Consider the following 23,133-nt stretch of genomic DNA (forward strand, 5'->3'; position numbering starts at 1 on the left):
ATTTTTTTGCGAAAAATTTCACAAAAACTATTTCTAAATTTCAAAAAGTGTGTTATCATGATGATAATGTAATCATGATTATAAAATGATTGTGATTACAAAGTAATTATGATTATAATAATTGAAAATTATAATTTTGGCATGTGAAAGTAAAATGTGTCTAAAAAGCAAAAGGGGTGTGGAGCATGAAACTAGAAATAGGTAATTTCTATGTAAAACAAGTTATTTTCGGAGAAGAAAATAAGTATGACGATGGTATTCTTACAATTAATAAGAAAGAAGCTTTAGATGTAGTTTTTGAAGATGAGCATATTACTGAAGCTGATTTAGTAATTGCAAAGCCAGGGGATAACATCAGAATTGTTCCAGTAAAGGAAGCAATTGAGCCAAGATGTAGATTAGATGGAAGAAGTATTTTCCCAGGAGTTACAGGAGATTTAGCACAATGCGGTGATGGTAGAACACATGCATTAAAAAACTGTAGTGTTCTAGTAGTTGGAAAACACTGGGGTGGATTCCAAGATGGATTAATTGATATGAGTGGAGAAGGTGCAAAATATACACTTTTCTCAGAATTAAACAATATCTGTTTAATCGCTGATACTGATGAAGAATTTGAAAAAAGAGAGCAACAAAAGAAAAACAAAGCTTTAAGATGGGCTGGTATGAGATTAGCAGAACATATTGGAAATATCGTTAAAGAACTTCAACCAGAAGAAGTTGAAGAGTATGAATTCGAAGCAATTACAAAAAGATCTGAAGAAGTAAACAACCTTCCAAGTGTGGCTTTAGTATTACAACCACAATCACAAATGGAAGATCAAGGATATAATGACTTATGCTATGGATGGGATTGTAACCATATGGTACCAACATTAATGAGTCCAACTGAGGTTATTGATGGAGCTATGATTTCTGGATCATTCATGCCTTGTTCATCAAAGTGGTCTACATATGATTTCCAAAACTTGCCGATGATCAAGAGATTATTCAAAGAGCATGGAAAAACAATTAACTTCTTAGGAGTAATAATGTCTAATCTTAACGTTGCTCTTGAGCAAAAACAAAGATCAGCACAAGTTGTTGCTCAAATTGCTAAATCAATAGGAGCAGATAGTGCAATTGTTGCAGAAGAAGGATATGGTAACCCAGATGCTGACTTTATAGCGGTAATTGTTGCATTAGAAGATGCTGGAGTTAAAACTATCGGTTTAACTAACGAATGTACTGGAAGAGATGGTATGTCTCAACCTCTAGTTTCATTAGATAGTAAAGCTAACGCAATAGTATCTTGTGGAAATGTTTCTGAATTAATAGAACTTCCACCAATGGAAACAGTATTAGGTGAGTTAGAGGCTTTAGGAAGAGATGGTCTTTCAGGTGGATGGGCTGATGATGAATTACTTGGGCCTTCAGTAAGAGAAGATGGTTCTATTATTATGGAGAATAATGCTATGTTCTGTGGAGATAGAGTAACAGGATGGTCAACTAAGAGAATGTCAGAATACTAGGAGGGGTTAAAATGAAAAAAGCTATTATATATATCAACCAATTTTTCGGGCAAATCGGTGGAGAAGAGCTTGCTGATTTTGAACCAGAAATAAAAGAGGGACTTGTAGGTCCTGCAATGGCATTAAATGCTGCATTAGGTGATGTTGCTGAGGTAACTCATACATTAATTTGTGGTGATAACTTCATCGGTTCTAACGGTGAAGAAGCTATAAAAAGAATGCTTGAAATGTTAAGTGAAGTTGAATTTGACATATTCTTCGCAGGTCCAGCATTTAGAGCAGGAAGATACGGAAGTGCATGTGGAAACATATGTAAAGCAGTAGAAGAAAAATTTGGAGTACCAGTTATAACATCAATGAATGATGAAAATCCAGGAGTTGAAATGTTTAAAGCTGAAATGCCTATCTTTGTAGGAGCTAAGAGTGCAGCTGGTATGAGAAAAGATGTTAAGGCTATGGCTGATTATGGTAAGAAACTTTTATTAGGTGAAGAGTTACTTCCAGCAGAAGAAGAAGGATTCTTCCAAAGAGGTAAGAGACATCAAAGATGGTTAAATCCTCCAGTGCCTGCAACAGATAGAGTTATTGATATGTTACTTAAAAAGGTTCACGGAGATGAGTATGAAACAGAATTACCTATCCCTGAGCAAGATTTAGTTCCAATAGCTAAGAAAATTGATGATTTATCTAAGGCGAAAATTGCTGTTCTTAACACAGGTGGAATCGTTCCTGTTGATAACCCTGACAGAATTCAATCTGCATCAGCAACAAGATGGGGTAAGTATGATATATCTCAATTTGATACACTTCCATCACAATTCGATCCAAGCGATAAAGATGTTGAATATAAGGCGTATAAGACAATACATGCTGGATTTGATCCATATGCAGCTGATCATAACCCAGATGTAATTGTTCCACTTGATTCTTTAAGAGTTTATGAGAAAGAAGGAAGAATTGGTGAGGTTCATAAATACTTCTACTCAACAGTTGGTACAGGAACTACTCAAGGAGAAGCAGCTAGAATGGGTCAAGAAATAGCTGAAGATTTGAAAAAGCACAATGTTGATGCTGTTATAATGGTTTCTACGTGAGGAACTTGTACTCGTTGCGGAGCAACGATGGTAAAAGAAGTTGAAAAGGCTGGATTTACAGTAGTTCAAATGGCTAACTTAATTCCAGTAGCTCAGACTGTTGGTGCAAATAGAATGGTTCCAACAATCTCAATTCCATATCCACTTGGTAATCCAAGTGATACACTTGAAGAACAATTCAAGTTAAGACATCACAGGGTTGGAGTAGCATTAGAAGCTTTAGAAACTGATATCACAGAACAGACGGTATTTAAAGTTAAGTTTTAAGATTTAGGGTATATATGACCATAGAGGGCAAACATTAAAGCATGAATAAGGTTTGATATGGTCATAATACCTATGTCTGAGAGGGCTTAAAATGCCTGTTTGATATCAAGCCCTCTTGGTTAAAATTTTAATCAAAAAATGGGGGGAACATCATGAATAAAAAGAACGAATCTGTTTATTATATCTCCATCGCTATTACCTTGTTTTTGATTGTAGTAGGTGTTTTTGCACCTGATACATTTAAAGTGGTTGGAGAAGGAGCGTATGAATTCTGTGTAAATAAGTTTTCGTGGTTCTATTTAGTTGGAATGTTTGCATTTGTCGTATTTGCAATTTGGATTGCGTTCAGTAAATATGGACTCGTGAGGCTTGGTCCGGATGATTCAAGACCTGATTATAGCAATGCCTCATGGTTTGCAATGCTGTTTAGTGCAGGTATGGGAATCGGATTGGTATTCTGGGGTGTTGCAGAACCTCTTAACCATTTCGTATCAGCTGGAGGAACAAGTGAAGCAGCAAACTTTGCAATCAAAAAATCTTTTTTTCACTGGGGATTAGCTCCTTGGGCTAACTATACAATATTAGGTCTAGCATTAGCGTATTTTCAGTTTAGAAAAAATAAACCAGGACTTATTAGTACAATATTTATTCCGTTAATTGGTGAAAAAGGTGTTAAAGGACCTATAGGTAAGACTATTGATGTATTAGCAATATTTGCTACAGTTGCTGGTATGGCAACGTCTTTAGGTCTTGGAACTTTACAGATAAATAGTGGTTTTAACCATTTATTTGGTATGCCAAAAACAATGACAGTTATAGTGGCAATAGTTGTAATAATAACTATATTCTATATACTTACTGCTGTAACAGGGGTTGACAAAGGTATCAAAATGTTATCAGATCTTAACCTTTGGTTAGCAGGGGGATTAGTTGTTGCTGCATTATTAATTGGACCAACAATTAAAATAATCGAAACATTAACAAATGGTATGGGCGCATACTTAGGTAATTTTATTCAAGATAGTTTAAGTATCGATAGTTTTGGTGATAAAACTTGGTTAGGTGGATGGACTATCCTTTATTGGGCATGGTGGATTGCTTGGGCACCATTTGTAGGAACATTCATTGCTAGAATATCTAGGGGTAGAACTATCAGAGAGTTCGTTGCAGGTGTGCTAATTTTCCCTACAGTAGGATCAGCAGTATGGTTCAGTATTTTCGGGACATTAGGAATTGATGCTAGTATGAAGCAAGGATTTGATTTTGCACAGAGTGCAATTTCTGAAACATCTACGGCTTTATTTAAGGTATTTGAATTGTACCCATTTGGAACTGTTCTATCTTTAGTTGCTATAGTTCTTCTTATTACATTCTTTGTTACATCTGCTAACTCAGCTACTTTTGTACTTGGAATGATGTCTTCAAATGGAGACTTAAACCCATCAAATAAGAAAAAGGTTGTATGGGGAGTCCTTCTATCAACATTTGCTCTTGCACTGATTTACTCAGGAGCAAAAGGTGGAAATATTGAATCAGGATTAAAAATGCTACAAACGGCATCACTAGCAGCAGCTTTACCATTTGCAGTTGTTCTATGTTTCTGTATGGTTAGTATTGTAAAAACATTGAAATCAGATGTTGCAAGTGGAGAATTAAAAATAGAAAAATAATAATTGAAAATCAAACATTTAAATTGTAATCTATTATGTGAACTATATTTCAAAAAAAGTATCACAAATAATAATATAGATTAGAAACAAAAAAACTTGATGTTCTGAGGACGCTCAGAATTGAAGGATGTAAGAGTATCATATTTTAAACATTTTATTGTAGTAATAATAATGAACAAAACTAAATCATAGCGTGTAATGCAATATTGCTCAATTGTATTACAAAGGAAATACTTTGAATTATTAATTGAATCAAATCTTAAATGAGTATCATAAGTATTAAAACAGAAAAGAGATATAAAATTCTTAAAGTTTTAAGGATACTCAGAAAATAATCTTAACAGAATATCATATTTTTAAACATTTTTTTAGTAATAATAATGAACAAAATTTAATCATAGCGTGTAATACAATATTGCTCAATTGTATTATACAAAAGAAATACTAAAATTAGTAATTGAATCAAATTTAAATGAGTATCATAAGTAATAAAACTGAAAAGAAACATTAAATTCTTGAAGTTTTGTGGATACTCAGAAATTAATCTTAACAGAAAATTATATTTCAAATCAGAAACACAAAAAGTAAAACCAACTAGAAATTTAAGATATTCAAAATTTTAAAAATACTCAGAAATAATCACAATTTAATATCATATTTTAAACATTATTATAGTAATAATAATGAATTTAATAAAAGCATGTAATCCAATATTGCTCAATTGGATTACATGCAAAACTTTTAAATTATATTTCAAATTTAAATCCAACTTTGTAAAATAAAACAAAGTTGGGTTTTTATTTTATTAAGAAGTAATATCATGTAAGTTTGACAGCTAAAAGTCACTTTGTTATAATTTAAAATTAATAATGATTAGTATGATATTTTATTTGTATATCAAGAAAGGAGAGTCACTGCGTTCAAGTAATGGCTAAACAGTTTATGGAGATAAATAATAACGTTTTTGAAGAATATGCTTCAGCGATGAAAAAAGCAAGGAATGAACAATTGAGAGGTAGAAGTAAAGGTGAAGAAGGATACCTTCAATCTTTGGATAGAATTATAAAAGACAAAGATATAGTAGCTGAGGTTCCTCTTGGAATAAAGTCAATTCCTATTAAAAAAATACTTGGAACTTATTATTATACAAGAAGTAGAGACTTTTCAAGTGGTTTTTTGCCTTTAAAAGAACAGAATACTGAGTTTGCTGAGAAGTGGAAGAGTCTTTGTAAATCACATTTAGAAGAGGGAATTAGAGATCCTATCAAAGTATATGAATTTATGAATAAATACTATGTTATGGAAGGTAATAAAAGAGTAAGTGTGCTTAAGTATTTTGATGGATATTCTATTGAAGGTAATGTAACAAGATTGATACCTAAAAAGGACGAAACAGATAGAGAAAATAAATTGTACTATGAATTTCTTGATTTCTCAAATAAAACTGGAATTTATGATATTTGGTTTGAAAAAAGAATTTTCTTTAGAGAGTTATTGACTTATCTTGAAGAGTATAGACCAGATCCTCTAGAAGGTAGGGATAAGTTTGAACATTTCTATAAAAAGTTTTATATACCATTTAGGATTGCATATAAAGACCTTGGTGGAGATCAATTAAAAATTACTACAGGTGATGCTATTTTGGAATATATAAGAACCTACGGTTTATCTAATGAATTTAAGTTTGAACGTAGAGAAAGAGTGAAAAAACTTTTTGAAGAATTGTTACTCGCTCAAGATGTTACAAAGGTTGAGATTCAGACAGAGCCGTTTGAAGTGTTTAGGGGGAATGTTATCACATCACTTACTAATCTTGTTACAAGTACTAAAAAACTTAATGTCGCATTTTTATACGAGAAAGATATTGATTCCTCTGCATGGGCATATACTCACGAAAAGGGACGTCGCTTTGCGCAAAATATTTTAAGTGATAAGATAAATACCTGTTATTTTGATAATATTCCTATCGATGATAATAAGGCGTATGAAAAGATAAAAGAAATCGCAGAGAAGGAATTTGATATTATTTTTACTACTTCTCAGAAAAACTTAAGAGCTACATTAAGAGCTGCATTGAAATATGAAGATATTAAATTTTTCTGTTGTTCTCCTGTTCAGGCATTTAAAAATATGAGTACTTATTTCGGAAGGTCTCATGAAGCTATGTATTTATTAGGAATGATTGCTGGCACAATGACAAAATCTAATGTTATTGGTTGCATTGAACAATATAGTAGAACATCTGTAATAACTGGCATTAATGCATTTGCTTTAGGTGTAAAGTCTGTTAATGATTCTGCAAAAATTAATGTTATTTGGACTGATGATTATGAAAATGTTGAGAAAAAAATGAATGATATTAATCAATTAGCAGAAGTTGGAGCGGATCTGGTGTTAAAACGTGGAGTTGCAGAAGGATGGATGAGTGGAAGAAATATCGCTCTGTATCCTATAGAGTGTGATAAAGAATTGAAATATACTTTTGGTGAATATCTATGTACAATAAAGTGGGATTGGGGTAAATTTTATGAGAAAGTATTAAGAAATATTACAAACGGTAGCTGGAAAGGTATATTTAGTACTGAGAGTAAAAGAGTTAGCTTTATGTGGGGAATGGATTCAGGTATAATAGATATAAGATATCCCAAAAATCGAATGAGTTTCCAAGTTAGTAGAACAATAAAACTTGTTAGACAGGCGATAATTGATAACAAAATGCATACGTTTGAAGGTCCTATTTTTGATAATGAAAATGTTTTAAGAGTTGGAGAAAACGATTATGCAAGCTATAATAAGATGTTATATATGGATTGGTTTGTTGAAAACGTTACTGGTGAAATTCCAAAGAAATACTAGGAAAAGGTGAGACGTGTGAAAGTACTCTTGGTTTCAGATACTGAAAGTAAATATATTTGGGATTACTTTGATAAAGAACGATTTAAAGATATTGAATTAATTATTTCATGTGGAGATTTAAAAGAGTCCTATTTAGAGTTTCTGACTACAATGATAAGAGCCCCTTTGTTTTATGTTCCTGGAAATCATGATAAGAATTATTTGAAAAATCCTCCAGGGGGATGTATAAATATTGATAGTTCAATTGTTACTTATAAAGGGATTAGATTTTTAGGAGTGGGAGGATCTCACAAATATAATGATGGACCTTTTCAATATACTCAAAAAGGCATGATTAAAAGAATTAAGAAATTAAAATTTAAATTATGGAAAAATAAAGGTTTTGATGTATTGGTTACTCATTCTCCAGGGCGATGGCTTGGAGATGGAGAGGATTTGTGCCATCAAGGATTCGTGGCATTCAATGAATTAATAGAAAAATATAATCCGAAGTTCTTTTTTAATGGACATCAACACCTTAATTATGGAAATAATAAGAGGATTATTTCATATGGGGAAACAACTATCGTTAATGCATACAATTATTTTATAATTGATATATAAATACAAGGCTAAATGTCTGCTCAACATTTAGCCTTGTATTTATATAATTATAGGAGGAGAGTTATAGTTAAAGTTATAACTATAATTTTAGTATATACAAAAAACATTAAAAATATTTTTTATCTTTGTGGATATCCTCTAGCTTATTGATTTTTTTTATATAAAAGAAATAGATGAATAATCTAAATATACAGATGAAACATATAAAAAATATTAACACATAACAGTTATCAATATTACCTTTGTGTAAATAAAAAATTATTAATAACAAAGAAATAAAAATTAAAAATAAACATTTCATATAGTGAAACATTGAATTAAGAGGTTCGCCTAAACCTTTGCTTTTTTTTCACTTCTGGTAATTTACATAACAATCCTTATGAAAAAAAGATGGAGTAAAAAAAAGTAAAGCGAGTACTAAATTGTTCTTAGTCTTAATTTCTTTGTTACAAATTCTACAAACAATTTTTTCCATGTTTTTTATCACCACCGAATATATTTAATACTCATAATCACTATTATATTATAACATACCTACCATTAAATATGTTATAATAATGTCTTATTTATAACAAAAAAACAATATAAACATATTCTATAATATAAATAATTAGTTGGCTAAGGAGTATTAGATGAAAATAAAGTCAAAGTTAAGGGTTGAGGCTATGGAACTGTTGTTTAGAGGGAGAAAATTTTATAGAGAACTAAGCTATAAAAAAGGGGGAAAGTTAATGAAAGGTAGTGATGTGGAAGAGGTTCAAAAATCACTAAATAAAAAAGGTTATAAGTGTAAAATAGATTCAATATATGGTGTAGAAACACAGGAGGCTATTAAAAAATTTCAATATAATAACTGTATTAAAGTTGATGGAATAGTTGGCAAAATTACATGGAAAACGTTATTTAATTAACAAAAAAAGAAGGGGGGATTAAATTTGCAAAATATTTAAATTTCCTTTTCTTTTTTAAAATCAATGATATATATATAAGTTGATTTCCTTGAAAAAATTCATGTATTGGTTTATTATTACTGTGTTAAGTGTATTATATAGTAGGTTCAGTTTATAATTATATATGACAAAACTATATGAAAGAATAGAATTAAGGAGTGATATGCAATGAAGAAAATTACATATAAACAACTTGTTGAAGAGATTATCTCTAATTTTGAAGCACCTATCAGTTTATTAGAAGTTATTGGTGATAATTCAAGATTAATCAACGGACTACCAATAACGTATCTGCTAAGATATATATCTAAAAATGATGATAACAATGAAGAGAAGATAGATGAATATTTTGTAAAGCATATAAATAATACTCTTCTTAAGATTGAAAAAGATGATAGAGTATTTATTTTAGAGCAAGACAGTAGTGATAATGTTTTAAATTTTGATATTGGATAAATTAATGCGATGATTGTCGAAAAGTAGTTGAAAAATTACAAAGGTTCTGTTAGAATGTAGAAAAGATGAAATTTGTCGAAATAATGCGTGTTACTGATACGATCAGGCATGAGCGAAGGAATTATGTAGATATTACTATATCTCCATATTTTCTTCCTCATGCCTGTTTTATTTTTTCTAATTTTATCTAACTGTTGCAACGGTTAATAATTTATAATTTTATAATGAAAAGGAGAATTATAATGGGTAAAAAGGTTTTTGGTGTTTTACAACAAGTTGGAAAAGCTTTAATGCTGCCGGTTGCATTATTACCTGCAGCAGGTATATTACTTGCACTAGGTTCTATGTTTCAAAATCCACAGTTTCTAGCTTCTGCTCCAATGTTTGAAGTAGCTTGGTTCCAACAAATTGCATTAGTTATGAAGGAATGTGGGGGAATTGTTTTTGCAAATTTACCATTACTATTTGCAGTTGGTGTGGCTGTTGGTCTTGCAGGTGGGGAAGGCGTAGCAGGTATTGCTGCAATAGTTGGTTTCTTAATTATGAATAAAACTATAGGTATATTAGCAGGAGTAACTGATCAAATGGTTAAAACTAATCCTGCTTATGCATCGGTATTAGGTATTAACACCCTTCAAACAGGGGTTTTTGGTGGAATAATTATAGGTGTTATAGCAGCAAGTGTATATAAAAAATATCATACTTTAGAATTACCACCATATTTAGGATTCTTCCAAGGAAAGAGATTTGTTCCAATAATGACTGCGTTAGTTGCAATTTTAACAGGAATAATTATGACATTTATTTGGCCTTACATACAAGGTGGACTAACTGCGTTTTCACAAAATATGATAGACGCTAACAGAACAGTAGCAGCATTCGTTTTTGGTGTAATTGAAAGAGCATTAATACCATTCGGATTACATCATATATTCTATAATCCATTCTGGTTCCAGTTTGGTGAGTGGACTAATGTCGCAGGACAAGTATTTAATGGAGATTTTAATATTTTCATGGCTCAATATGAAGCAGGTGTTAATTTTACTGCTGGTACTTTTATGACAGGTAAGTATCCATTTATGATGTTTGGATTACCAGCAGCAGCCCTTGCAATGTATCAAGAAGCAAAGACTAATAAAAAGAAAATTGCTGCAGGAATTTTAGCTTCAGCAGCATTAACTTCATTCTTAACTGGCATAACGGAGCCAATAGAATTTACATTCTTGTTTGTTGCTCCAATATTATATGGAATACACTGTGTAATAGCTGGTTTCTCATTCATGTTAATGGAAGTATTGAATGTTAAAATTGGTATGACTTTCTCAGGAGGGGTAATTGATTACTTACTATATGGGGTTATACCAAATAGAACAGCTTGGTGGTTGGTTATACCAGTAGGATTAGGGTTTGCGGTGATATATTATTTCGTATTCAGATTCGCAATCAGAAAATGGAATCTAATGACTCCAGGACGTGAAGAAGAAGATGATGAAGTTGAAATGAGTACAGAAGTAGTTCAAGGTGAAGAGTTGGCTGCTAAAGTGTTAGAGGCTTTCGGTGGGAAAGATAATATTTCTAAACTAGAAGCTTGTATAACTAGATTAAGAGTTACTGTAAATGATATATCTAAAGTTGATAAAGCTCAATTGAAAAAGCTTGGAGCAGCTGGTGTAGTAGAAATAGGGGATAATTTACAAGCTATATTTGGTCCTAAATCTGATACATTAAAAAGTCAAATAAAGAATATTATGAAAAGATAAATGAGTACTAATTTTATTTTATAATGGAATAAAATTTATTAAATAGTCTATCGAGAAATTTAGTTGTCGATAGGCTATTTTTATTCTATTGAGATTTATACGGTTATTTGATTCTTATATGTAGCAAAAAATAAAATTTTGGAGAATCTTCTGGGAAATATAAACTTTATGATGAATACATGGTATAATTAAAATGTACAAGCTGATGAGGAGGGATTTTGTGAGAGGAAAGAAAATAATACTTTATTTATTGTTGATTTTTATTTGCTTTAATACTTTAAATGTTTTTGCAGATAAAGAAACTGATTTAAAAAATAAAATTGATAGACTACGCAGAAATTTAGAAAATAATGAAGGAAATAAAAGTGAAATTGATAATTTGATGAATGATATTGAAGGTCAATTGGAGGATTTAAGTATAGAAATTGAGAAACTTGATTTTGAACTAGAAAAAATAAATAATGAGATAGAGAATAATGAAGCAAATATAAATAAACTTGAAATAGAAATTAATGAGCTTAATCAAGAATTAATTGAAGAAGAGAAAAAATTAGAAGAGAAAAAGAAAATATACTCCGAACAGACAAAGTTTTTATATACAAAAGGGATAAGTAGTCAATTAGAAATTATATTTTCTTCCAAAAGCTGGGATGCTTTTATGAGTAATGTCTCATTTACAAGAAAGTTGAGCGATCATAATAAGAAGTTATTTAATGAGATAACTGAAGGAATGGAGAAAATTGAAAGTAACAAAAAGAAATCAGAGGCATCAAAGAAAAATATTGAAGCTCTGGTAGCAGAAAATATTAAGAAGCGAGATGAAATTCAAGCTTCAAGAGATGTACAAGCAGATTTGGTTAATAAAGCTAAAGACAAGAAATCACAATATCAGGAAACATTAAGGGCATATAATATCCAAGAGACAAATGCTGAAAGAGAAATTAGAGCCGCTCAAAGACAATTAGCAATAATGAAAGAGAATGCTAACAAGAAACCAATAGATGTAGGGGATGTTAGTGGAGAAAATATTATAGCTTTAGCATCGAAGTTCTTAGGAGACCCTTATTATTGGAGTGGAACTAGACCTTATGATGGAACGTATGGTTCGAGTTTTGATTGTTCTGGTTTAACACAATATGTATATAAACAATTTGGTATTACTACGGGAAGAACTACGTATGATCAAATTGACCATCCGAATGGAAGATATGTTGCTAGAGCAGATCTTAAACGTGGAGATCTTGTATTCTTTGGAACAAAAAGCAATCCGCATCACGTGGGAATATATATTGGGAACAATAGTTATCTCCATGCACCAAGAACAGGTGATGTGATAAAAGTTTCTCCTATGACAAGACGTGATTATTTAGAAGGAAGAAGATTCCTACCAGATTAATTAAAAAAAACTTGAAATATTATTTGGGATTTGTTAAAATGTCTTTATAAGAAACTTGTCGAAAAATATAATGCGTGTTACTGATTAGATCAGGCATGAGCAAAGAAAAGTATGATGTATATCATTAGAACTTTCTTTACTCGTGCCTTTTTTATTTTTTATTATATTTAACGTATAAGGGATTCAAGGGAGTGTGCACTATGAGCAAAAATGTTTTTAGTATACTAAGTAAAATGTTTGGGAAAAAGCAAGGGAAAACAGTTGATAATTCATCAAGTAAAAAAACATCTGATGATATGAATATAAGTTCAAAAGAAACTAAAACTAGTACTGAAGAATTTATTTCACCATTGGAAGGGAGATTGTTAGAATTAAGCTCAGTACCTGATGTTGTATTCTCACAAAAAATGATGGGTGATGGATTTGCAATTGAACCAGCAAATGGGGAAATTGTGTCACCAATAACAGGAACTATAGCCACACTTTTTCATACAAAACACGCTATTGGTTTAGTTTCAGATAATGGAAGAGAAGTTTTAATTCATTTTGGAATTGATACAGTTTCATTAAATGGCGAAGGGTTCACAGCTCATGTAAAGCAAGGAGATAAGGTTAATGCTGGAGATAAATTAGTTACTGTTGATCTAGAAAGCATTAAAGATAAAGTTCCATCTATTATTTCGCCTATTATTTTTACAAATTTAAAAGATGGAGAGAGTGTTGAAATTACTCCAAATAGAAAAGTTAGTTTAAAGGAAAAGGATATAGCTATTATTAAGTAGAAACACATTAAAATTACGTCAAGTTAAAATCAAAAATATATATGCTTAAATACTCACACACACGAATAAGTAATATATTAATGATTTACGAATGTATAATATTTTTAAATGAAAAATATAAATAGTGGAGGACGTTTTGTTAAGATATAAAATTATTAAAATCTTAAGTAATAATGTTGTTTTAGTATCTGGTGAAAAAAGTGATTATGTTCTTGTAGGAAAAGGTATTGGGTTTGGTAAAAAGAAAGGTAATTACCTAGAAGATGAGAAAAATATTGAGCAAAAGTTCATTTCAATAAAAGGTCTTGATAATAATGATTATGATAGATTCTTTATGAAGATTAATCCAAATATTATTGAAATAATACCGACTCTAATAAATATTGTAGAAGAAGAAATAGGAGAGAATTTGAGTTCAAATATCAACGTGGGCTTAATTGATCATATTAACTTTGCTATTAAGAGGATAAGAGAAGGTATTGAAATTATTAATCCTTTTATGTTTGAAACTAAAGCGTTATATCCAGAAGAATATTCTGCTGCAGAAAAAATGGTTAATTTTTTAAATGAGAAATTGGATATTAATATTCCAAAGGATGAAATAGGATTTTTAACATTTTATATTTATTGTGGGCGTACTGAGAAGAGTAAACAAGAAGCTCTTCATTATTCAAAAATGATGAGCGAAATTATTGATTTTTTAAACAAAAGAATAAATATCGAACTAAAAAAGGATTCTTTTGATTATAGAAGATTTATTATGCATCTTAGAGGTGTTAAGGATAGGGTTTTATACGATGAAACATTGAAAAACTCATTGCTTAATAAAATTAAAATAGAGTATCCGCTAGAGTTTAAAGTTGCATTTGAAATATCTAAAATAATGGAGCAATATTTAAAGAAGAAAGTTCCTTTAGATGAAGTAGGATTTATTACTATGCATATTTATAAAATAATTACCAGGAAAAAGGTTACATAAATGTTCTGGGCGGGAATAGTAATATTTATAATTCTTTATGTTTTCTATTCTAAGAAAAAAGAAGATTTTAAAATTTCAAATAATGATGATGAAGAAGTAGAAAGAACAATTGAAATAAAATCTTTTACCTATGGAAAGGTACTTGATATAACAGAAATACCAGATGAGGTTATATCTTCAAAACTCTTGGGAGATGGTATAGGGATTCTTTCAAGTGGTGATAAAATATATTCACCAGTTGACGGGGTAATTTCCACTGTTTTTGCTTATAACAATTCACTGGTTATAAGATGTGATGAAAATATTGATATCATTGTTCATGTTGGAATTAATACTATGAATTTGGAAGGGCAAGGATTTGAGTGTTTTTGCAAAGAAGGAGATAGGGTTAAAGCCGGACAGTATATTATTGGATTTAATCCAGAAGTATTAGAAAAGAATAATATTCAACCAATAACTTATATTTTGATTAATAGTATTATTGATAATATGAGGATAATGAAAACTAAAAAAGAAAATATTACCTTAGGTGAGAGCTTAATGAGAATATATTATGAGATGGAGGAATTATAAATGGAAAAATTAGTTAAAGTTTTAAATGAATCTGGTGTACATGCAAGACCGGCAGGTGCATTAGTAAAAGAAGCAAGTAAATTTGGATGTGACATATTTGTAGAAGCAAAAGGTACAAAAGCTAATGCTAAATCTATAATGAATGTTATGTGCTTAGGATTAAAAAAAGATGACGAAGTTAAAATTATCGCTGAAGGTTCAGATGCAGAAGAAGCAATTACTGCAATAAGCGAATTGTTTGATAACAAGTTTGGTGAATAAACAGGGAAATAAATAGAAAAGTATATTTCAGAGTGGAAAGTTGACAGTGGATAACGTCAACTTTCCACTTATTTTAAGCACATGGGTAGTGTGCTTTTTGTTTTTATAAGAGTCTACCATTCCAACCCCAATCAGAAACCTCTTGGAAAGTAATAAATATATTAGATTTAGGAATCGATAATTCACTTTCATATAATTCGCAAATTGATTCTGCCATCTTATCTTTGTTATTTCTAGGGGCGCTTCCAGATAGTTTTACATCTACAAAGGCTATATTATGAGAGTTCTCGCCGCCAAAAAACAGATTATAGTTATCTTCAAAACCAACCATAAGCCACTGTTCGCTTTTACCAGGTATAAGACTTATTAATTCACCTAGTTTTTGTTTTATTAAGGTTTCTTTTTCCTTAGTAAGAGAAATTGATAGTTTAGAATTTATAAATGGCATGTATACCTCCAAAATTTATATTTAGTTTATTATATCATATTTTAAAATAATGACAAAAAAATCAAGGTAAATTAAAAAATGGAACATGTCAAATGGATGTGAGAATTCAAAATATTTAAACAACGTGATATAATTAAATTAGGAGGGATGATAATGGATACAAATGTGAAGTACGTTAGAAAGAAGAAAATTGAAAGAACTGTAGAAAAACTTAAAAAGAATAATATGAATGCCGAGGTTTTTAATACACAAGAGGAATTATTAGATAGAATCAAGAGTATGTTAAGAGCTGACATGAAGGTAACCGTTGGAGGTTCAATGACACTCTTTGAATGTGGATTGATTGAGTTATTAAGAGAATCAAATATTAATTTCTTAGATAGATATAAAGAAGGATTAACATCTGATGAAGTAAGGGAAATATATATTGGAGCATTTAATTCTGATATGTATTTTACCAGTAGTAATGCTATCACTGAAGATGGATATCTTTTTAATGTAGATGGTAGGGGGAATAGGGTGGCTGCGATCACTTATGGACCTAAAAAAGTTATTGTAATAGTAGGTGCTAATAAAATTGTAAGGGATGTAAATGAAGCCATACAAAGGAATAAAGAGATTGCGGCACCAGCTAATGCTAAAAGACTAAATAGGAAAACACCATGTGCAATTAGTGGTATTTGTCAAGAATGTTCTAGCAGTGAGAGGATATGCTGTAGTTATGTTCTAACAAAAAGACAGCTTGAAAAAGATAGAGTAAATATTTTTATTTTAGAAGAAAATCTAGGGTATTAATTTTTTATCTGCTGCTACTTATGAATATAATATAACTTTGAATTAGGGGTTCTCCAAAGAGAGCTCCTTTTGTATTAATCTTATTAATTAGTGAGATAATATAATAAGATTGAGAGGTGGAAATATGATTAAACTATTAAAAAAGGGTTTAGTATTTTTTGTAGTGATTATTTTGATATTTAATACTAGAGTAGCTGGTGATGATAATGAAGTTCATGGGGATTTTTATTATTCTTTAGCACATTATTGGGCTCCAATAATATATCATGATGTAGGTATATTTTATGGGGAAAAAGGTTTAGAAGATATTCCTATGAGATTAGAGTTTGATAATGACTGGAAGGGATGCAATAATTGGGAAAATTTAGAGATAAAAAATCATAATAATAAAGGATTTGATTACAAAGCATATGTATATTATTCTGTAGTGGAGACTGAAAAAGATTATTATATTATTTATTCATTATTTCATCCAAGAGATGAAGCTAACCAGGCAGGGAGCATAGATAAACACGAAAATGATGTTGAAAGTGTAATAATGAATATTAAAAAGAACAACTCTAATAATGGAGTTTTTAATGCAATGATTACCCAATCCCATGGGTGGTGGAATTATTATAAGAAAGAGCAATTGTCTTATTATAAGCATAAGCCTAAAATATGGGTAGATTCAGGTGGGCATGCTATATATAATTATAATGGTGAAAGTGCAAGAGGAATAAAAAAAGATGGAGTAATTTTTGTGCCAATTAATCAGTTTTCAAATAAAGAAAGTAATTCTTTTTTTCATTCAATGATACTAAGTGGAAAACATAATCAAATAGGGAATTTTAAAAGTTCATACGAATATGAAATTTTAAGTTTAAATGATTTATATATTAAAAATCAAAAAGATTTTATTAAAGGAAATAAAGAGTTGTTTGTTAGCTTTGGTGTTTTAAATGGTGATACACATGGGAAAAATAAAGCATGTTTTTTATGGGGAGCAAATGAAAGTAAAAAATATTATTCTACATACGCTTGGGAGGACCCAGTAGTCTTTTTCAATAATGGTTTTAAAGATTTGTTTAAGAATTCTAATCATAATTATATCAAGAATGATAATTATAATTACATAATAGAATTTGAAGATATTATATATAATGGTGGAAGTAAAGATAGTATATATTTAGATATATATGTAGGTGATAAAAAGGTTGTAAGTGATTATATTTGGATAAAAAATAATGTAAATAAGGGGCAGAAAGTAAAAATTAACTTATTTGGAGATGATAATAAAAAAGGGTTCACAACACCAACAAATAAACTTTTCCTTTCAATTCCTTATAGTCAGGGGCAACAAATTTCTAATGTTGACATAATCCTAAGACGAAAAGGTGGAACTTTAACTCATGAAATAGATAATAAAAAATTTGAAAATATTGAAAACATATCAACAAAATTTAAATATTATGATACAATAAATAAAAAGTGTAAAATAAAGTTAAAGTTGACTAAAAAACATATATAATTTCTGGGGGTTGGAGAATGCATAACGAAGAAGAGTTGTTTAGGAGAGAGGCAAAAACGAGATTATTAATAAAGAAGAGTTTTAAAAGTCATAGAAATACTTATATTTTAGTTATAGGTTTTCTATTTATTATTAATATGTGGACTTCATCAGGATATCTATGGGTGAAGTGGCCTGCATTAGGATGGGGACTAGGATTAGCATTTCATTATATGAGTACATTGAAAAAGCTTAAGTATGGTCATGGATATCAAAGAGAACTTGATAAAGAAATTGAGCATTTAAAAAAAATCAAAGGAAAATCAGATATCCAGTACCAAAATTATGAATTTTCTACTAAGATAAAAGAGAAAGAAAAGAGATAGCAAATGGCTATCTCTTAATTTTTTACTCTATAGGAAATTGTAAAATTTAAAAACTGTGGATAAGTTATTGATTAAATAAATATTCGAGTAAAAGAAGTCTTTATAGAGTAAAAAATGAAGGGGTTGTAGGGGAAATATTCCCCTGCCGGTTTAAGGTGGGGGCTCAGCAACGATAGTTGCGTCGAGGGGAACCATAGGGTTCCCTAGCGAAGCGCGAAGCGCCTTTTTTAAACTTTTTCATTTTTATTTATAGAACTCTTTCTCTTAGGTAACTCGTGGCAGCAATTTTTACAATATCTAGGATTCCCCAAGGCTCCGCCGGATAGCCTTGTATGACAGTATGGACACTTCATAAACTGTATTAAAATAATTCCTATAATAATAGAAGCAACTGATAAATACTTATGACCTAGGAAGAATAACACAACTCCAGCGAGTATTAATAATACACCTAATTTTTTTACTAAAATAGTTTTGAAGTACTTTGAAAAGTTAAGGCTTTTGTCCATATAATCTCTCCTTTCATAAAATAAGTGTAAAAATATATTAATAATAATACCGTGAGTTACAGTGGTGAAGCGAGAAGGGAAATAAACACTCTTTATAAAGTATATTAATAAAAAAGGTGAAATATATTTCACGATAAAAAATATATTTTTTATAAATTAAGATTTGAAAAAAAAGCTATTATGCTTTAAAATAGTAATGTGTGAGTATTTATTGCGTATAATAATAAAGTTATTCAGAAAGGACAATGAAAATGATTAAGGGAACAAATGCTTCACCTGGTGTCGCTATAGGTAAAGCTTTATTATTAAAAGAAGAACAAGTTGAAATCTTTAAGAGCAATAATATTACTGTGAAAGAAGAAATAGAAAAATTGAATGAATCAGTTAATAAATCAAAATTGGAATTAAACAAGATTAAAGAAAAAGTTGCAAATGAAATAGGTGAAGAAGAATCTCAAATCTTTGAATCTCATTTAATGGTTTTAGAGGATCCGGAACTTTTGAGTACTACTATTAATAAAATCGAAAATGAAAAGGTAAATGCAGATTATGCCTTAAATGAAGTGGCAAATAATTTTATAACTATCTTTGAAAGTATGGATAATGAATATATGAAGGAAAGAGCTGCTGATATAAGAGATGTTACAGGTAGAATGTTGAAGCATATTTTAGGAATTAAATCAGTAGACTTATCCTTTTTAGATGGAGAATATATTATAGTATCTGATGATCTTACACCATCACAAACAGCTGTTATGGATAAAAAAAGTGTTACAGGATTTCTAACCAATATTGGTGGCAGAACATCTCATAGTGCTATTATGGCGAGAACTCTTGAAATACCTGCAGTTGTTGGTTTGAAAAATATTACTGACACAGTAAAAGATGGTGACTTGATTGTCTTTAATGGAGATACTGGAGAAGTTGTAATAAATCCAGATAATGAAACATATGAAATGTTTAAGAATATGAAAGAACAGTTCGAACAAGAGAAGGAAGAACTTAAGAAAATGGTAGGAGTTCCTACAAAGACTATAGATAACCGACATGTTGAATTAGCAGGTAATATTGGTACTCCAAACGATGTTGAGGGAGTTTTGAAAAATGACGGTGAAGGTGTAGGCTTATACAGAACTGAATTTTTGTATATGGATAGAAGTAATTTCCCGAATGAAGAAGAACAATTTATAGCTTATAAAAGTGTTCTTGAAGGAATGAATGGAAGACCTGTTGTCATAAGAACTCTTGATATTGGCGGAGATAAAGAATTAGATTACCTAAAACTTCCAAAAGAAATGAATCCTTTTCTTGGATATAGAGCTATAAGATTATGTTTAGATAGAGTGGATATTTTTAAGAGTCAATTAAGAGCGCTATTAAGAGCTAGTATTTACGGTAAATTAAGAATTATGTTCCCAATGATATCTTCATTGGAAGAACTCTTAAGGTCTAAAGAGATTCTTGAGGAATGCAGACAAGAATTGATTAACGAAGGAATTGAAACAGATAATAACATTGAAATAGGTATGATGATTGAAGTTCCTTCAGCTGCGCTGATATCTGATATTTTAGCTAAACACGTAGACTTCTTTAGTATTGGAACAAATGATTTGATTCAGTACACTACTGCTGTAGACAGAATGAATGAAAAAATTCATAATTTATACAATATGTTTAACCCAGCGGTACTTCGTTTGATTAAGTTAGTAATTGATAATGCTCACAAAGAAGGAAAATGGGTAGGCATGTGTGGCGAAGCGGCTGGAGATGATAAAATGATTCCAATATTACTTGGGTTTGGATTGGATGAATTTAGTATGAGTGCAATATCTATTCTTAAAGCTAGAAAGCAAATCAATAGTTTAAGTTTTGAAAAAATGAAAGAATTTAGTGATAAAATTCTTACTATAGGATCAGCTGCTGAAATTGAAGAAGAAATTAATAATATTTTAAAGTAGATTAGAAATTTAGTTGAATTTTAATGATAAATTTTCTAAGGAATTAAGTCTAGTGAATAATATAGAAATATATATTCGCTAGACTTTTCATTTTTATTAAATTTTTTTTGAAATTTTTTTCTTTAATATGGTAGTTATAAGTATTATGTATAAAAATTATTACAAATTAAAATAAAGTATTACAAATTTAAAGAAAGTTATTAAAATAACATTAAAAATTTGTTACAATTATAAATAGAAATATGCTTACATAAAGAAGGGCTGTATAATATGGGAATAAGGACAAAGAAACTTAAAATTTTTATTGTAATTATTATAATTTTTTTTAATAATGTAAATATTGTTAAAGGAGAAGAAAATGAGAAAAAAAATATTCTTATTATAAATTCATATAATAATGATGAAAAATGGAGTAAAGATATTTTTAATGCTATAAAGATGACTTTTAATAAAGATAATAATGTTATAGTTAGAGGTGAGAGTCTTAATTATCAAGATTATTTAGAAGAAGAATATCTTGACTCTATAAGTGAATTTTTCAATTATAAATATAAAAGATCCGAAATCGATATAATTGTTACTATTGGAGAACCAGCATATAGATTTATTATGAAAAATGGACAAGGGATATTTGGAGAAATACCGCATATTGTAACAGGGATTAATAGTATCGATCTTAATGAAATAAAGAGTAAGAAGAATGTTGTTGCAACAAAATATAAATTGGATATATTAGGTAATATTGAATTAATATACTCATTACATCCTAGCTTAGAGAAACTAATTTTCATAGAAGATGTTAATCCATTATATGAATGGGATATTGATTCTGCAATTAAAGAGGCAGGTCTAAAGAAAAGTGAATATATTAAAATAAAATCTGATGATACCAATTATATTATAGATGAGGTGAAAAAAATACATGGCAGTAAGGCTATTTTATTATCTCCTATAAATACAATAAATTATGATAGTAGAAAATCATATAGCCAATTTTCAGAAGAACTAAGTGATTCACTTGAAATACCCTTATATTCCATTTGGGGTGGGTACACTGGACAAGGACTCATTGGGGGAAAGTTACATAGAAGTTATTTTGAAGGAATTGAGGCTGTGAAAATTATTAAAGACATTTTCGCAGGGAAAGATATCAATGAGATTGAGTCAGTAATTTTTAGAAATACAGTATATCAATTTGACTACTTCTTACTTGAAAAGTTTAATATCTCAATGGATATTCTTCCAAAAGGATCAAGAGTTCCTAATCAACCAGAAAGATCAGTAAAAATAAAAAAACATTGGTTATTTGTTTGGTTTTTATTAATATTAATAACATTTATAGCACTCATCAAGTATTTATCATTCAATATTTCAAAGAGAAGATTAGCGGAAAAATCCGTTGAGGAGAGTAATGAAATGTTGACAGAGGTAAAAGAAAATAACAGGATAAAATCAGATTTCTTTGCTAACATTACTCATGATATAAGAACACCTATTAATGTTATCTTAAGTGTTACACAACTAGCGGGAGTTTTGGGTGAAAATAACGATGATAGTTTTGAAAAGATTAATAAATATAATGGAACGATAAGAGATAATTGCTTTAGATTACTAAGAATATCTAATAATCTTATTGATATGACTAAAATTGACTCAGGATTTATGAGTATGGAATTTAAAAATTATGAGATAATTAGTTTGATAGAGAATACTACATTATCTGTAGCTAAGTTAGCAGAAAATAAAGGGATAAATATTATATTTGATACAGAAGTTGAAGAGAAAATAATAGCTTGTGATGGATTGAAAATTGAGAGAGTAATAATGAACTTATTGTCAAATGCCATTAAATTCACACAAGAGAATGGAAATATTGAAGTTTATATTTATGAAGATGACCGGTATTTAGTTATTTCTGTGAAAGATTCAGGTATAGGAATGGCAGAAGAAAAGCTAGATAGTGTATTTGAAAGATTTGACATGGTAGAAGGAAATCAGAATTGTAATGCATATGGAAGTGGTATTGGATTATACTTAGTGAAAAGCATTGTGGAAAAGCATAATGGAAATATTGAAGTTAAGAGTAAGTTAGATGAAGGAACAGAATTTTTAATAAGAATACCTGATACTGTTTATGAAAATCTAGAGCCTATTTATTACTCTGTACCTGATGACATTGAGAACATAATAAATATTGAATTCTCGGATATTGATACATAAGTATAGTAATCTGACTTGGAATTAATAGATAAAAGTGAGTTATTTCGCATTGAGTTTGTTGACAAAGTTACAATATATTGTTTTCACTCTGTTTTCTGTCTTTAGAATGTCAGGCTGTTTAAAAAGTTCAAGATTAAGGAACTAGGCGAGCGAGCAGCAGAGTGTACGAA

At 29.8% G+C, this 23,133-nt stretch carries 20 protein-coding genes; 18 read left to right on the top strand and 2 right to left on the bottom strand.

Annotated features, from left to right (window positions below; translation table 11 throughout):
* The first annotated feature begins 185 nt into the window (after positions 1–185).
* From KDK92_RS14900 to KDK92_RS14960, 13 genes are all read left to right on the top strand, one after another.
* Complete coding sequence (locus KDK92_RS14900; RefSeq protein ID WP_250860129.1) at positions 186–1,511, top strand: glycine/sarcosine/betaine reductase component B subunit; 1,326 nt, start codon at positions 186–188, stop codon at positions 1,509–1,511.
* 11 nt (positions 1,512–1,522) lie between these two features.
* The gene (gene grdH, locus KDK92_RS14905; RefSeq protein WP_250860130.1) at positions 1,523–2,872 is read left to right on the top strand and encodes a betaine reductase selenoprotein B; all 1,350 of its coding nucleotides are present in this window, start codon (positions 1,523–1,525) and stop codon (positions 2,870–2,872) included.
* A gap of 152 nt (positions 2,873–3,024) precedes the next feature.
* On the top strand, positions 3,025–4,542 hold the full coding sequence (locus KDK92_RS14910; protein WP_250860131.1) for a BCCT family transporter: 1,518 nt from the start codon (positions 3,025–3,027) through the stop codon (positions 4,540–4,542).
* A 927-nt stretch (positions 4,543–5,469) separates the two neighbouring features.
* The gene (locus KDK92_RS14915) at positions 5,470–7,398 is read left to right on the top strand and encodes a BMP family ABC transporter substrate-binding protein (protein WP_250860132.1); all 1,929 of its coding nucleotides are present in this window, start codon (positions 5,470–5,472) and stop codon (positions 7,396–7,398) included.
* Between the two features lie 15 nt (positions 7,399–7,413).
* Positions 7,414–8,001 (top strand): metallophosphoesterase family protein, encoded by a 588-nt coding sequence (locus KDK92_RS14920; RefSeq protein WP_250860133.1) that lies wholly within the window; start codon positions 7,414–7,416, stop codon positions 7,999–8,001.
* Positions 8,002–8,633: 632 nt separating this feature from the next.
* Complete coding sequence (locus KDK92_RS14925) at positions 8,634–8,912, top strand: peptidoglycan-binding domain-containing protein (RefSeq protein ID WP_250860134.1); 279 nt, start codon at positions 8,634–8,636, stop codon at positions 8,910–8,912.
* Positions 8,913–9,119: 207 nt separating this feature from the next.
* Positions 9,120–9,407, top strand: coding sequence for a hypothetical protein (locus KDK92_RS14930; protein ID WP_250860135.1), 288 nt, complete (start codon positions 9,120–9,122; stop codon positions 9,405–9,407).
* 242 nt (positions 9,408–9,649) lie between these two features.
* Complete coding sequence (gene ptsG, locus KDK92_RS14935) at positions 9,650–11,167, top strand: glucose-specific PTS transporter subunit IIBC (RefSeq protein ID WP_338115272.1); 1,518 nt, start codon at positions 9,650–9,652, stop codon at positions 11,165–11,167.
* Between the two features lie 220 nt (positions 11,168–11,387).
* The gene (locus KDK92_RS14940) at positions 11,388–12,563 is read left to right on the top strand and encodes a C40 family peptidase (protein WP_250860136.1); all 1,176 of its coding nucleotides are present in this window, start codon (positions 11,388–11,390) and stop codon (positions 12,561–12,563) included.
* Positions 12,564–12,763: 200 nt separating this feature from the next.
* The gene (locus KDK92_RS14945; RefSeq protein ID WP_338115273.1) at positions 12,764–13,345 is read left to right on the top strand and encodes a PTS sugar transporter subunit IIA; all 582 of its coding nucleotides are present in this window, start codon (positions 12,764–12,766) and stop codon (positions 13,343–13,345) included.
* 136 nt (positions 13,346–13,481) lie between these two features.
* Positions 13,482–14,324: a BglG family transcription antiterminator gene (locus tag KDK92_RS14950; RefSeq protein ID WP_250860137.1), complete on the top strand. Its 843-nt coding sequence runs from the start codon at positions 13,482–13,484 to the stop codon at positions 14,322–14,324.
* Positions 14,325–14,897: a PTS sugar transporter subunit IIA gene (locus tag KDK92_RS14955; RefSeq protein WP_250860138.1), complete on the top strand. Its 573-nt coding sequence runs from the start codon at positions 14,325–14,327 to the stop codon at positions 14,895–14,897.
* Positions 14,898–15,158 (top strand): HPr family phosphocarrier protein, encoded by a 261-nt coding sequence (locus tag KDK92_RS14960; RefSeq protein ID WP_250860139.1) that lies wholly within the window; start codon positions 14,898–14,900, stop codon positions 15,156–15,158.
* Between the two features lie 103 nt (positions 15,159–15,261).
* Here KDK92_RS14960 and KDK92_RS14965 read toward each other — a convergent pair whose 3' ends face one another.
* A complete protein-coding gene (locus tag KDK92_RS14965) occupies positions 15,262–15,606 on the bottom strand; it encodes a phenylpyruvate tautomerase MIF-related protein (RefSeq protein ID WP_250860140.1) in 345 nt (114 codons plus the stop codon).
* Positions 15,607–15,759: 153 nt separating this feature from the next.
* Here KDK92_RS14965 and KDK92_RS14970 point away from each other — a divergent pair, with 153 nt between their 5' ends.
* From KDK92_RS14970 to KDK92_RS14980, 3 genes are all read left to right on the top strand, one after another.
* Complete coding sequence (locus tag KDK92_RS14970) at positions 15,760–16,401, top strand: lactate utilization protein (protein WP_250860141.1); 642 nt, start codon at positions 15,760–15,762, stop codon at positions 16,399–16,401.
* 124 nt (positions 16,402–16,525) lie between these two features.
* Positions 16,526–17,911, top strand: a complete 1,386-nt coding sequence (locus KDK92_RS14975) for a hypothetical protein (protein ID WP_250860142.1) — start codon at positions 16,526–16,528, stop codon at positions 17,909–17,911.
* 17 nt (positions 17,912–17,928) lie between these two features.
* Positions 17,929–18,276, top strand: coding sequence for a 2TM domain-containing protein (locus tag KDK92_RS14980; RefSeq protein ID WP_250860143.1), 348 nt, complete (start codon positions 17,929–17,931; stop codon positions 18,274–18,276).
* 227 nt (positions 18,277–18,503) lie between these two features.
* Here KDK92_RS14980 and KDK92_RS14985 read toward each other — a convergent pair whose 3' ends face one another.
* Positions 18,504–18,785 (bottom strand): hypothetical protein, encoded by a 282-nt coding sequence (locus KDK92_RS14985; protein ID WP_250860144.1) that lies wholly within the window; start codon positions 18,783–18,785, stop codon positions 18,504–18,506.
* Positions 18,786–19,036: 251 nt separating this feature from the next.
* On the opposite strand from KDK92_RS14985, the gene ptsP reads away from it, so the two are divergent.
* On the top strand, positions 19,037–20,743 hold the full coding sequence (gene ptsP, locus KDK92_RS14990; RefSeq protein WP_250860544.1) for a phosphoenolpyruvate--protein phosphotransferase: 1,707 nt from the start codon (positions 19,037–19,039) through the stop codon (positions 20,741–20,743).
* Between the two features lie 270 nt (positions 20,744–21,013).
* Positions 21,014–22,963, top strand: coding sequence for a sensor histidine kinase (locus KDK92_RS14995; protein ID WP_250860145.1), 1,950 nt, complete (start codon positions 21,014–21,016; stop codon positions 22,961–22,963).
* Positions 22,964–23,133: the final 170 nt, after the last annotated feature.

Source organism: Oceanirhabdus seepicola (assembly GCF_023684385.1).
Lineage (GTDB): Bacteria > Bacillota > Clostridia > Clostridiales > Clostridiaceae > Oceanirhabdus > Oceanirhabdus seepicola.